The sequence below is a fragment of the Micromonospora sp. NBC_01638 genome, assembly GCF_045209745.1.
In the GTDB taxonomy this organism is placed as follows: Bacteria; Actinomycetota; Actinomycetes; order Mycobacteriales; family Micromonosporaceae; genus Micromonospora.
Map to the genome: position 1 here is coordinate 4,063,125 of NZ_CP109273.1, position 12,221 is coordinate 4,075,345.

The 12,221-nt window shown below is 73.3% G+C and carries 12 protein-coding genes; 5 read left to right on the forward strand and 7 right to left on the reverse strand.

Annotation, left to right across the window (positions count from 1 at the left end; genetic code table 11):
* Positions 1 to 15: 15 nt before the first annotated feature.
* The gene (locus OG811_RS19220; protein WP_406067621.1) at positions 16 to 2,310 is read right to left on the reverse strand and encodes a HelD family protein; all 2,295 of its coding nucleotides are present in this window, start codon (positions 2,308 to 2,310) and stop codon (positions 16 to 18) included.
* A gap of 147 nt (positions 2,311 to 2,457) precedes the next feature.
* On the opposite strand from OG811_RS19220, the gene OG811_RS19225 reads away from it, so the two are divergent.
* A complete protein-coding gene (locus tag OG811_RS19225) occupies positions 2,458 to 3,093 on the forward strand; it encodes an SGNH/GDSL hydrolase family protein (RefSeq protein WP_406067622.1) in 636 nt (211 codons plus the stop codon).
* A 71-nt stretch (positions 3,094 to 3,164) separates the two neighbouring features.
* Here the strand turns inward: OG811_RS19225 and OG811_RS19230 are convergent, their stop codons facing one another.
* Positions 3,165 to 4,319, reverse strand: a complete 1,155-nt coding sequence (locus tag OG811_RS19230) for a LolA family protein (RefSeq protein ID WP_406067623.1) — start codon at positions 4,317 to 4,319, stop codon at positions 3,165 to 3,167.
* A 95-nt stretch (positions 4,320 to 4,414) separates the two neighbouring features.
* Here OG811_RS19230 and OG811_RS19235 point away from each other — a divergent pair, with 95 nt between their 5' ends.
* Both OG811_RS19235 and OG811_RS19240 read left to right on the forward strand, forming a co-directional pair.
* Entirely contained in the window at positions 4,415 to 5,071 is a 657-nt protein-coding gene (locus OG811_RS19235) for a response regulator transcription factor (protein ID WP_406067624.1), read from the forward strand.
* Positions 5,072 to 5,145: 74 nt separating this feature from the next.
* Entirely contained in the window at positions 5,146 to 6,525 is a 1,380-nt protein-coding gene (locus tag OG811_RS19240) for a sensor histidine kinase (protein WP_406075804.1), read from the forward strand.
* A gap of 101 nt (positions 6,526 to 6,626) precedes the next feature.
* Here the strand turns inward: OG811_RS19240 and OG811_RS19245 are convergent, their stop codons facing one another.
* Together OG811_RS19245 and OG811_RS19250 are read right to left on the reverse strand one after the other, a co-directional pair.
* Positions 6,627 to 8,246, reverse strand: coding sequence for a tetratricopeptide repeat protein (locus tag OG811_RS19245; protein ID WP_406067626.1), 1,620 nt, complete (start codon positions 8,244 to 8,246; stop codon positions 6,627 to 6,629).
* Positions 8,247 to 8,303: 57 nt separating this feature from the next.
* The gene (locus tag OG811_RS19250) at positions 8,304 to 8,765 is read right to left on the reverse strand and encodes a MarR family winged helix-turn-helix transcriptional regulator (RefSeq protein WP_406067628.1); all 462 of its coding nucleotides are present in this window, start codon (positions 8,763 to 8,765) and stop codon (positions 8,304 to 8,306) included.
* A 49-nt stretch (positions 8,766 to 8,814) separates the two neighbouring features.
* Between OG811_RS19250 and OG811_RS19255 the strand changes: the two genes are divergently transcribed.
* Together OG811_RS19255 and OG811_RS19260 are read left to right on the forward strand one after the other, a co-directional pair.
* Entirely contained in the window at positions 8,815 to 9,336 is a 522-nt protein-coding gene (locus OG811_RS19255; protein WP_406067629.1) for a VOC family protein, read from the forward strand.
* Positions 9,337 to 9,361: 25 nt separating this feature from the next.
* On the forward strand, positions 9,362 to 10,246 hold the full coding sequence (locus OG811_RS19260) for a hypothetical protein (protein ID WP_406067631.1): 885 nt from the start codon (positions 9,362 to 9,364) through the stop codon (positions 10,244 to 10,246).
* Between the two features lie 68 nt (positions 10,247 to 10,314).
* On the opposite strand, the gene OG811_RS19265 is transcribed toward OG811_RS19260, so the two are convergent.
* From OG811_RS19265 to OG811_RS19275, 3 genes are all read right to left on the reverse strand, one after another.
* Positions 10,315 to 10,494 (reverse strand): DUF4236 domain-containing protein, encoded by a 180-nt coding sequence (locus OG811_RS19265; RefSeq protein ID WP_030333600.1) that lies wholly within the window; start codon positions 10,492 to 10,494, stop codon positions 10,315 to 10,317.
* 138 nt (positions 10,495 to 10,632) lie between these two features.
* The gene (locus OG811_RS19270; RefSeq protein ID WP_406067632.1) at positions 10,633 to 11,088 is read right to left on the reverse strand and encodes an RrF2 family transcriptional regulator; all 456 of its coding nucleotides are present in this window, start codon (positions 11,086 to 11,088) and stop codon (positions 10,633 to 10,635) included.
* 7 nt (positions 11,089 to 11,095) lie between these two features.
* Entirely contained in the window at positions 11,096 to 12,085 is a 990-nt protein-coding gene (locus OG811_RS19275; protein WP_406067633.1) for a helix-turn-helix transcriptional regulator, read from the reverse strand.
* Positions 12,086 to 12,221 lie beyond the last annotated feature (136 nt).

Below are 12,221 nucleotides of genomic sequence, written 5' to 3' on the forward strand. Positions count from 1 at the left end.
TGTCGGGGTGGCGGGTCAGTTGCTGGGGCGCAGGATGCCCAGGCGTTGGGTGGCGCGGGTGAGCGCGACGTACAGGTCGCTGCGCCCGCGCGGCGACTCGGCCACCATCCGGTCCGGGTCGACGACCAGCACCGAGTCGAACTCCAGCCCCTTGGCCTGCGCGACGGTCAGCACGACCACCCGGCTCTCCAGCTCCGGATGCTCGCCCACGGCGGCCTCCGGCAGGGCGGCGGTGACCGCCGTGCCCAACTCGCCGACCCGCCCGGCCGGCACGAGCACACCGAGCCGGCCCTCGGTCAGCCCGGTCGCCTCCCGGGTGGCTGCCGCGACAAGTTCCGTCGCCAGCTGCTCGTCGGGCACCGTCCGGTCCCACGGGGGTACGCCGCTCTCCCGCACCGAGCGCGGCGGTCGCAGCGCCGGGTCGATCTCGGCCAGCACGTCGGCGGCGACCGCCATGATCTCGGCGGGGGTGCGGTAGCTGACCGTGAGCTCGGCCAGCCGCCACCGCTGCGCGACGTACGGGGCGAGGGCGTCCGCCCAGGACGGCGTGCCGCTGAGCGCGCCGGTTTGTGCGACATCCCCGACGATCGTCATCGACCGGCTCGGGCAGCGGCGCATCAGCAGCCGCCAGGCCATCGGGGACAGTTCCTGCGCCTCGTCCACGATGACGTGGCCGAACGCCCAGGTCCGGTCGGCGGCGGCACGCTGCGCAGTGGTCAGCCGCTCGGCCTCCTCCTGCCGTTCCAGCAGCCGGTCCGCGTCGATCAGGTCGGTCACGCCGAGGATCTCGCCACCCTCGGCCTCGTCCTCGACGTCGATCGAGCGGGAACCCCGGGCGATTTCGAGGACACCCTCGGCGTACTCCCGTTCCATCATCCGGAGGCGATCCCGCCGGGCGGCGGCGGCCCGTTCGTCCTCGCCGAGCAGCTCGGCGGCCTCGTCCAGCAGCGGCACGTCGGCCGGCGTCCAGCCACCCGGCTCGCGGTGCAACAGCGCCCGCTCGCCGTCGGTGAGCATCGGCGCGGCGGCGGCGATCCGGTCCGGGTCGGCGTACAGGTCGGCGAGCAGGCGCTGCGGCGTGAGCACCGGCCACAGCCGGTCGAGGGCGGCCCGGATCTCCGGTTCGTCGCGCAGCTCCCGGCGGATCTCGGCCCGGTCGGCCTCGTCGAGCAGGTTCTCCCCACCCAGCGGGTCGGCGCCGATCCGTTCGGCCACCTGGTCGGCGAGCGCGTGCACGATCTCCACGTCGAACAGCGCGCGGGCCAGGTTGTGCGGCCGGTCGACCCGGCGGACCCGGTCTCGGGCGGTGCGCACGGTCTCCGGGTCGAGGTTCAGCGCCTCCCGCTCGACCTCGATCTCCAGCGGCTCGTCGGGCACCCACTGCCGGTCCCGGACGGCCAACGCCAGGACCTCGGCCAGCACCGCCCGGCCCTTGAGGGCGGCGGTCTCGGCCGGTTCGGTCCGCTGGGCGTTCACCCCGGGAAAAAGATCGCTCGGGGTACGCAGCAGCACGCCGGTCTCGGCCAGCGTCGGCAGCACCTGGGAGATGTAGCGCAGGAAGGTCGCGTTCGGGCCGACCAGCAGCACGCCCCGGCTGGAGAGTTCGCGGCGGTGCGTGTAGAGCAGGTACGCCGCCCGGTGCAGCGCGACTGCGGTCTTGCCGGTGCCGGGGCCGCCCTGGACCACCATGACGCCGGACAGTTCGGCGCGGATGATCTCGTCCTGTTCGGCCTGGATGGTCTCGACGATGTCGCGCATCCGGCCGGTACGGCCCGCGTTGAGCGCGGCGAGCAGCGACGCCTCACCGGTCAGCTCCTCGTGGGCGCCCGGGGAGGCCGAGTCGATGTCGAGCACCTCGTCGTTGAGGCCGGTCACCTTGCGCTGCCGGGTGCGCAGGTGCCGACGGCGGCGTACGCCCTGCGAGTTGGCGGCGGTGGCGAGGTAGAACGGGCGGGCGGCGGGGGCCCGCCAGTCCATCAGCAGCGGATCGTAGTCACCACTGGTGTCGAAGATGCCGATCCTGCCGATGTAGTGGCGGGAGTCGTCATCGCCGTCGAGACGGCCGAAGCAGAGCCCGTTCTCCACGGCGGAGAACTGCTCGACCTGATCGGCGTACATCGCTACCGAGCTGTCACGCTGCGAGCGGTCCTGCAGGGTGCCGCCGGTGTTGCGCAGCTCGGCGGTGAGCCGGTGGGCGGCCTGCTCGCGCAACCCGTCCAGCCGGTCGTAGAGCATCGAGACGTACTCCTGCTCGCGACCGATCTCGTCGTCGAGCGGCAATTCGCCGGAACCGCCGGAGTGCCTTGACAAGCCGTCTCCCTAAAGAATAGAATCGTTTGCAGGAACGGCTTTAAGGCCGTTCTTTTTTGTGCCCTCGAACTGTTGAAGATAGCGCCTTCCGCCGGTTCTCACCAAGCCGGGCAGGTCGGCGCGCCGGTGATCGCGAGGTGGCGGCGGATGATCCTGCGGACCGGGCAACGGGTGGTCTTTATCGGCGACAGCATCACCGATTGTGGTCGGCGCGACGACGCCGCGCCCTACGGCAGTGGCTACGTCAGCCTCGTACGCGCCCTGGTCGGCGCGCGGCACCCGGAGCTGGAGCTGGAGTGGGTCAACCGGGGTGTGAGCGGCGACACCGTGCGGGACCTGGCCGTCCGCTGGGATGACGACGCCATCGCCGAGCGCCCCGACTGGCTCTCCGTGCTGATCGGCATCAACGACATCTGGCGGCGCTACGGCGACCAGCCGGATCAGGCCGTCGCAATCGACGAATACGAGCGCACCCTGCGCGATTTGCTTCGTCGGGCGGTTGCCGCCACCGGCTGCCGGCTGATCCTCGGTGACCCGTTCCTGATCGAGGCGGACCGCAGCGAACCGCAACGCGCCGACACCGATCGGTACGCGGCCGTGGTGGCCGGGCTGGCCGCCGAGTTCGACGCGGTGCACGTGCCCAACCAGGCGGCTTTCGACCGGGTGCTGGCGGTCAGCCCGGCGAAGCGCTGGGCCGACGACCGCGTACATCCCCACCTGCCCGGCCACGCGGTCCTCGCCGACGCGTACCTCAGCGCCCTCGGCGTGACCGCCGCCCACTGACTGCGCCGCTGGCCGGAGAAGACGACGCGCCGGGCCGACCGTCAGGTCGACCCGGCGCGAACATCGGTGGATCAGCCGCGAGCGGCCTGGTAGAGCCGTTCCGGAGTCACCGCGCCGGCGAGCACCCGGCCGTCGTCGGTGAGCAGCACACTGAACAGCTTGCCGGTGAGCAGCCGACCGCTGCCCCAGTCGCCACTGACCGCGGTCAGCCCGCCGAGCAGCTTGGACACGTCCACGTTCGGCGGACCGCCAGCCGGTGGCACAGCCGGCTTGGCGCCAGTCGTCGGCACGGCCGGCTTCGCGTCGGCCGGCTTGCCGCCGAGGGCCCCGTCGAGGCGGGCGACCAGCACGGTGGTCCAGCCGGTGCCGACCGCGCGGACCTGCGGGTCACCCGCCGGCGCGACGTGGCCGGGCTTGCCCGCGGCCGGCCGCTCGGCCTTTTCCTCGGTGACGGTCACGCCGGGCGGCGGGTTGAAGGTGAACTGGTCGGCGTCGGGGCGGCGGTAGTCGACCTGGGTGAAGGCCACCTCGAACGCCGGCTGGTCGCTGCCCTTCGCGAGGACCTCGAAGCGCAGCGGCACGTGCTGCTTGGCGTCGATGGCGATCCGCAGCTGGTGCACCAGCGAAGCACCGTCGCGCGGTTCGAGCACCAGCTCGTACGCGTCCTGGCCGGCGACGGTGGCCGAACGGCCGACGCTGACCTCGGTGCTCGGGTCGATCGCGCCCAGTGCCAGGTCGGCGGCCTGCTGCGGTGTGGCCGGCATTTGCGGCCCCGCCTCGACAGCCGGCTTTTCGGCCCCGGCGGCACCGAGCGTGCGGTGGCTGGCGGTGTTGGTGCGGCTCTGCCAGGTCCACAGGTCCCGGCCGTTGCGGATGACGTCCTGCTCACCGAGGGTGTCCAGCAGTGCGACCCGCTGCCGCTCGGGGCCGGAATACCAGACCCGCAGGGTGTGCGTGCCGGTCAGCAGGGTGGTCAGCTCGTTGCCGGGGACCAGCCCGACGAGCGGCGGCAGGCCGAGGTCGGCGCGCTGCACGACGGTCCCGGACAGCCCTTCCAGCCGGGAGGTCTGTAGATCGACCAGGAGCTGGGCGGCGGTACGCGGCGGCAGGCTCGGCTCGGCCTCGGCGGCGAATGTGCCGATCGCCGCGCCTCCGCCGATGACGGCGACGGCGGCGGTGGCCGGAACGAGCCAACGAAGGACGGGACGACTTCTCAGGACGGACATGGTGGCACCTCCTGCCGCCATCCTGCCCCCTCGCCCCTGTGAACGCGCTGAGGACGCCGAACCGTCACGATTGACCCGGGTGGCACCCTTGAGCTGTGCGGTTGCTGGTGGTGGAGGACGAGGCCCGGTTGGCGGCCGCCCTGCAACGTGGTCTGCAGGCGGAGGGGTTCGCGGTGGATGTGACGGGGACCGGCCCGGCCGGCCTCGACGCGGCCCGGCACGGCGGGTACGACGCGATGATCCTCGACGTGATGCTGCCCGGCCTCTCCGGCTACGAGCTGGTCCGGCGGCTGCGAGCGGAGCAGCACTGGTTGCCGGTGCTGATGCTGTCCGCCAAGGACGGCGAGTACGACCAGGCCGACGGCCTCGACTGCGGCGCCGACGACTACCTGACCAAACCCTTCTCGTACGTGGTGTTGCTGGCCCGGCTGCGGGCGCTGCTGCGCCGGGGCGCGCCGGAACGCCCGACGGTGCTGGCGGTCGGTGACCTGCGGCTGGACCCGGCCCGCCGACGGGTGACCCGGGCCGACGCCGAGGTGGCGCTGACCGCGCGGGAGTTCGCGCTGCTGGACTACCTGATGCGCAGGCCCGGCCAGGTGATCTCCAAGGTCGAGTTGTTGGACCACGTCTGGGACGCGAGCCTGGAGACCGCGCCGAACGCCGTCGAGGTGTACGTCGGCTACCTGCGCCGCAAGCTCGGCCGGGACCGGCTGGAGACGGTCCGGGGTGCCGGCTACCGGCTGGCGACGTGACCGCCGACGGCCCGGCGCCCGCCCGCCGGACCTGGCGCGGGTGGATGCCGGTGCTCGGGCTGCGGGGGCGGCTCATGGCGATCGGAGTGTTCGGCCTCGCCGTCGGGCTGGCCGTGGGTGGTGTGGTGCTGCTCGGCGCTCTCGGCTTCGTGCTCCAGCGAACGGTCGACACCGAGGCGTTCCGGACCGCCGACGCGGTGGCCCTGCTCGCCGCCGAGGACGCGTTGCCCGACCCACTGCCCGTGGCCGGCGGACAGGTCCGCGTGCAGGTCGTCGACGCGCAGGGGCGAATCAGAGCCGCCTCGATCGACGCTGACCGGCTGGTGCCGATAGTTCGCCCGGAGCGGCTGGACCGCGACCGCCGGCAGCGGCTGGAGGTGCCGGCGGAACGGGTCGGGCTCGCCGGCCCGGTCCGCGTGGTCGCCGTACCCGCCGGCACCGCGGCCGACCCGCTCACCGTGCTGGTGGCCCGCTCGATGGCCGACGTGCGGCACAGCACCCACGTGGTCCGGGCCATTCTGCTGGTGGCGTTCCCACTGCTGGTGGCGGTGCTGGCCGGGGTGGCGTGGCGGGTGGTGGGCGCGACTCTGCGGCCGGTCGAGGCGCTCCGCCGGGGTGCTGAGGAGATCACCGGACGGGCCGGCACCGGCCGCCTGCCGGTGCCCGCATCGGCCGACGAGATCCACCGGTTGGCGGTCACCCTCAACGGCATGCTGGACCGGCTGGAATCCGCCCGGGTCCGCCAGCGGGCGTTCGTCTCCGACGCCGCACACGAGCTGCGCAGCCCGTTGACCAACATCCGGACCGAGCTGGAGGTGGCCGAGCGCCTCGCCGACCGGACGGACTGGACGGCGGTGACCGCCAACCTGCTCGCCGACACCGACCGGCTGAGCCGGTTGGTCGACGACCTCCTGCTGCTTGCCCGCCTGGACGAGGCTCCACCGGCGCGGGGGACCGGCCCGGTGGAGCTGGGCGCGCTGCTGGCCGAGGTCGCCGCCCGCTACCCGTCGCCGCCGGTGCGGGTGGCGCTGCCGCCGGGCCCGATCTGGACGACCGGCAACGTCGAGGAGCTGCGTCGCGTGCTGGCCAACCTGGTCGACAACGCGGTCCGGCACGCGTACGGCAGTGTCGTGCTCGCCGCCGAGGCGACGTCGACGGCGGGGCCGACGCTCGGGGCGTACCACCTGGTGACGGTGACCGACGACGGCCCGGGGATCCCGGCGGCGGACCGGGAGCGGGTCTTCGGCCGGTTCACCCGCCTGGATGACGGGCGCGCCCGCGACGACGGTGGCGCCGGCCTGGGGCTGGCCATCGTCCGGGAACTGGTCCGCCGCGCGGGCGGCAGCATCAGCCTGACTGACGCGGAGGAGCAGCAGGGGCTGCGGGTGTGCCTGCTGCTGCCGGCGTCGCCGGTCGAGGACGTCCGCCCTGAGCCGACAGTTGACGCGTCGTGATCGCGGCGGTGCCCACCTACCTGGTCGTGGCCTTTGCTCTGCTTCAACGGTAGGTGAGGCAGCCCGGCCTGCGCCGGTCGGCAGGTCAGCGTCTGTCCGGATCAGCGGCGGCGGGTGCAGACCTGCGGGGACCTGGCCACGGTGTCGGTGGACCAGGCGACGGCGACGGTGAAGCAGAAGTCGTTGGTGCGGTTGAGCGCGTAGATGACAAAGCTGGTGCTGCCGGCAGGCAGGGTCGCGAAGATGTTGTGGTTTTGCCCGGTGCGGCCACCCGCGATGATCACCGGGCCCTCGCTGCCGGCCGGGTAGGTCCAGTGCAGCGCGATGCTGTCCCGGGTGTCGCGCAGGGTTACCGCGCTGGGCGGGCTGCCGGGCGGCGCCGCGGCGCCGGCCGACGGGGGCGCGGCACCGCCCGAGGTGGGCGCGGTGGTGGCCGGTGCGCCGGCGGCGGGGGAGCCGCTTGCCGGCGGCGGGGTCGGCTCGTCGTCGTTGCCGACCCGGGCCACCCCGGCGATCACCGCCGCCGCGCCGAGCAGCACCACGACCACGCCGGCCACCAGCACCGGCACCAGCCGGTTGCGCTGCGTCGGCGGCGCCCGGTGCACGGGCACCGGCAGCAGCCGGGACGGCGTGTACGGCTCGAGCGGCGCGTACGAGCCAGGCGGCGTGTACGGCTCGGACGACGTGTACGGGTCGGGCGGTGCGGCGGGGCGGCGTAGCCGGTACACCCCGGACTGCTCATCCGTGCCGCCAACCAGCCCGACCACCGACGGGGGCACCGGGGTGTCGGTGGGGTGCGGCGCGGGCTCGTCGACCGGTTCGGGTGGCCACCTCGTGCCCGTCGACCCGACTGGTTCGTCGGCTGGCGTTCGAGGATTCGGAACCGCCCCGCCGGCCGCCACCGGCCCGGCGTGGTGTGGCGGAGACGTCGGCGGGTGGTAGCCGGACCGGGTCGGCCCATCGTCGTGCGGGGGGTTGCGAGCGGCCGGCACCACCGGCGCGTCTCGGGCCATGGGTGGGTTGTCGGCGCAGACGTGGTCGGGATTGGCCGCCGCCCGGGCCAGAGCTGCTACCTGCGCTGCCAGCGGGTCGTCAACGGGCAGGTGCTGCCGGCACAGCTCGCGGGCCAGGGCCAGGTTGTCGTGTGCCTCGGCGAACTGCCCGCAGTCCCGTTGCATCGCCCCGAGCCGCGCCAGCATCTTGATGCCGCTCGGGTGCCCGTCGCCGTACACCTCGCGGTGCAGCTCCCAGGCGTCCTGGAGCCGGTCCCGGGCCACCGTGCACTGGCCGCGGGCGTATTCCACGGTGGCCAGGTCGGCGTGGGCGGCGAGCACCCGCAGCGACTCCGGGCCGTCCTGCGCGGTCAGCTCGATGATGACTTCCTGGTAGAGCCGGGCGGCCCGGGAGCGGCTGCCGACCCGGTGCAGCACTGCGGCCAGGGTCGCCGCGGCGGCCACCGTGCGCGGGTCGGAGCGGCCGTGCAGTCGGGTGGTGGCCGCGTACGAGAAGGCGGCCCATCCCCGGGCCGAGTGCGGCTCACCGAGGGCGACGAGCACCCGCGCCTGGAGGCTGGCCGCCTCGGCCAGCTCGGGGGTGGCGTTGGCCGGGCGGGGGTCGGCGTCGGTGAGCGCGTCGGAGAGCAGCTGCTGCGCGCCGGCCAGATCGCCGGATGACACGAGGTGGTGCGCCTGATCAGTCAGTTCGCCGAAGCCGGAGGACACGCCCCATCGTGCTCATCTGACGACGGTAAGTACAAGACCCGCGCCGGTGTCGATTGGTCAGGATCCGGTCAGGTGGTCGGCCAATGTCTCGCTGATTCGGCGCAGTTGGTCGACCTGGGCCGGGCTCAACGCGTCGAACAGGTGCCGGCGTACCCCCTCGACGTGGCCGGGCGCGGCGGCCGCGAGGGTGGCGAAACCCTCGTCGGTGAGCAGCGCGACCTGCCCACGCCGGTCGGTGGGGCATTCCTCGCGGCGCACCCATCCGGCCGCCTCCAGCCGGGCGACCGCGTGCGAGAGCCGGCTGCGGGACGACCCGACGGCCTCGGCCAGGTCGCTCATCCGCAGGCGGTGGCCGGGGGACTCGGAGAGCCGGACCAGGAGCTCGTAGTAGGCGTGCGGCATGCCCGCGTCGCGTTGCAGCTCGCGGTCGAGCGTGTCCATCAGCGCCCGGGAGGCGGCGAGATACGCGCGCCAGGTGCGCTGCTCGTCGGAGTCGAGCCAGCGGGTCATGACCGTCATCGTACTCCCAGTAGTTGAGCGTTCAACTAAAACGCGCTAGTCTCGGGTCATGGGTATCCACCGGCTCAACCACGCGGTCCTCTATGTCAGTGACCTCGCTCGCAGCGTCGCGTTCTACCGGGACGTGCTGGGCTTCCGCCCGGTGGCGATGACCCCGGACGGCTTCCGGGGTGCCACCTTCCTCCAAGCCCCCGACTCCACCAACGACCACGACCTCGGCCTGTTCGAGATCGGTGCCGCTGCCGGGCGGTCGACCGCCGGCCGGGCCACCGTCGGCCTCTACCACCTCGCCTGGGAGGTGGACACCCTCGACGAGCTTGCCGCCACCGCCGAGCGCCTCACCGCCGCCGGCGCCCTGGTCGGCACCTCCGACCACGGCACGACCAAGAGCCTCTACGGGAAGGACCCGGACGGTCTGGAGTTCGAGGTGGTCTGGCTGATCCCCGCCGACCTGCTCGACGACGCCGCGCTGGCCGCCCGCAAGCAGATCGGTCGGCTTGACCTGGACGCCGAGCGGCAGCGCTATGGCGGGCAGACCCGGGGCGGGGTGGGGATCTCCGTCCCGGCCTGAGGAGGTCATACGGTAGAACGGACCGATGCCGACCGACCGGACCACTGATTTCCTCCGCGAGCTGCTGGTTCGCCAGTTGACGACCTGGCTGCCCGCGGCCCTGCACCGCTCCCGGCGGGCCACCGTCGCACTCGCGGGTGCCGGAGCGGGCAGCGCGGAGGCCGCGCTGCGGCTGGTCGCCGCGCACGGCGACCAGGTGCGCGGCCGGCAGGTGACGGTGCTGGTGCTGGCCGACGACGCCGCCGACCTGCCGGCCCGACTCGGCCCGATCGAGGCGGAGTTGCCCGCCGAGGTCACCGTGCACCTGCTGCCCGGTGCCCCTTACCGGCTTCCGGTCGCGGTGAAGGCCGCCGGGGCGGCCGGGGCCCCGCTGTTCTCCTTCGTGGACCTGCCCGGCGCGGTGACGCCGAAGCTGCTCACCGCCGCGACCAACGGCCGCACCGGAGAGCTGCTGCTGCACACCGGCGGCAGCGCCCGAGACGCGCTCATCTCCGCCGGTTTCCCCCTTGTCGCCGAGGTGGCGCCGGTGCTGCCCGACGGCGAGGCAGCCGGTGTGATCGCGTTCGGCAGCCGCTCCGACCGGAGTCTGGAGGCGGTCCGCGACGCGCTCTGGGCGGTCGGTGCGGACCTGGGCGTGCGCTACCGCGACCCGCTCGACCCGACGGGCACAACGGTCGACGTGGCCGGCGATCCCGACCTCGAACCACTGGCCCGCGAGCTGCTGGCCGAGCTGCGTGGGGGCGGGTCACGGCCGGTCACCGAGCTGCGCCGGCACACTCTCACCGCGACCGTCTACCGTGCCGCCGACGCCAACCAGGCGCTCGCCGACCTGCTCGACTCGGGTGACGTGCGGCGCGACCGCGAGTCCGGCAGGCTCGCCGGAGACGAGATCATCACACTGGTGCGCTGAGCGCCCCACCCACAGACGCCGAGCGGGGTGCCGGTGATTCACCGGCACCCCGCTCGACTCCCGGGAGGCTACGACCGGGACTTGTCCTGCTTCCAGGACAGTGGACCCGGCAGGTCGACCCGGTGCGCCCGCGCCTTGGAGTTCCAGGACCAGCGACCGATCTTGATGCTCCACGAGGAGAAGCCGTTCTCGGTGAAGTTCAGGATGATCGGACCGTACTTCTTGCGCTTGCGAAACATGAGGCCCATCGGAGGACTCCCCTCGTCACCGTTCCCTGCCGTGTCGAGATCGAACATGCCCGCACCGGCAACTGCCGAAACCCTCTCAGTGTCCGTTCTGGACGCTCTGCTCACCGCTACCGCCGGCTGCGGGGCCACCGCCGGGCGTCAGCGTGACTCCCACGCGTCGGGCAGCGCGGTGAGCTTGCGGACGTGGGCGGGCAGTCGACCGCTGATGATCTCGGCGAGGCTCACCTCGTCGACCACGCGTCGCACCGCCGCGCGCACCGCCACCCACAGGCCGGGCAGGTTCTCGGCCGAGCCCTCGTACCGGGTCTCCTCGGGGCGCAGGCCGCGTACCCCGGCCAGCGGGCCGTCCACGGCGCGCAGCACCGCGCCGACGGTCACCTCGCGCGGCGGGCGCGCCAACGTGTATCCACCCTCGGCGCCGCGCTGGGCGCGCACGACGCCGGCCCGGCGCAGATCCGCCAGGACCGCCTCCAGGAACTTGCGGGGCATGTCCTGCTCTTCGGCGATGGCCTGGGTGGACAGCAGCGAGGGGTACGCGGTGGCGAGGCTCAGAGCTGCCCGTACCGCGTAGTCGCCGCGCGCGGAGATCTGCACCCTGTCATCATGCCCGGCCGGTGCCGCCCGCAGGCCCGCCGGGCGACCCGGGTCGCCCGGCGTGGCCGTCGTTGGCTGGTTCGCCGGGGATCCCGGGGCGGAATCTGCCGCCGTTGGCGCCCGTCGGCTCGGCCGGCGGCCGGGGCCGGACCACTCGGGCGGCCGGTTGATCCCGTGCGGCCCGGAACGCGCCGGGGCTGACGCCGATCTCGCGGGTGAAGAAGCGGCCGAAGTTCGTGGGTTCGGAGAAGCCGAGGTGCCGGCCGATCTGGGCGATCGGCTGGTCGGTCGCGGCGAGTAGCCGGCCGGCCTGCAACGCGACCCGCTCGTCGATGACCTGCTTGGCACTGCGACCGGTGACGGCCAGGCAGGCCCGGGTCAGGGTCCGCACCGAGCAGCGGAGCCCGGCGGCGTAGTCCTCCACCCGACGGGTGTGCGGATAGCTGTGCTCCACGTCCCGGCGGAACCGGTGGAACGTCTCATCCTCGGGCCGGGACGTCGACCGGCCAGCAGTGGCCAGGGCCAGCCGCAGCACCAACACGGCCAGTTGGTGGCGGAGCAGCGCGCGGGCGGTGAGGCTGTCGGGGTGCCGCTGGCAGTCCACTGCCAACTGGCTCACCTCGGTGATCACCGCGTCTTCGTCCTCACCGGCCAGTTGCCGCCAGGTCACCGCCGTGTCCAGGTCGATGTCGAAGTCGCGCAGCGCCTCCGGCTCCCAGGCGACAACGGTGGCATCGAACTGCGGGCCGGCGCAGCGCAGCACCTGGCCGGCATGGACCCGCAGCAGCGTGCCGGGCCGGCACGGCAGCAGGTGAAAGTCGAGTTCCGCGTCGCCGTGCCCACGGGTGGTGAGGATCAGCAACTCACGGTCGACGATCACCGGCCGACGCCAGCCCGGAGCACCGGAAAGGTCGGCCAGCGCGAACGTGGCGATCTCGTCGGGCACGGAAGATGCCGTGCCGGTGGATGGCGCGGGGGAGTAATCGGTGGAGACCATCGCCTGCGACGGTAGCCCGAACCGCAGGTCATCGCATCCCGGTCGACGTGCGTAGCGGAATCTGTGCGCAGGCACAGGCTTGTCGCGATCCCGACGGCCGGGCTACGTTACCCGACGGTAGCGCCGTCTGGTCCGC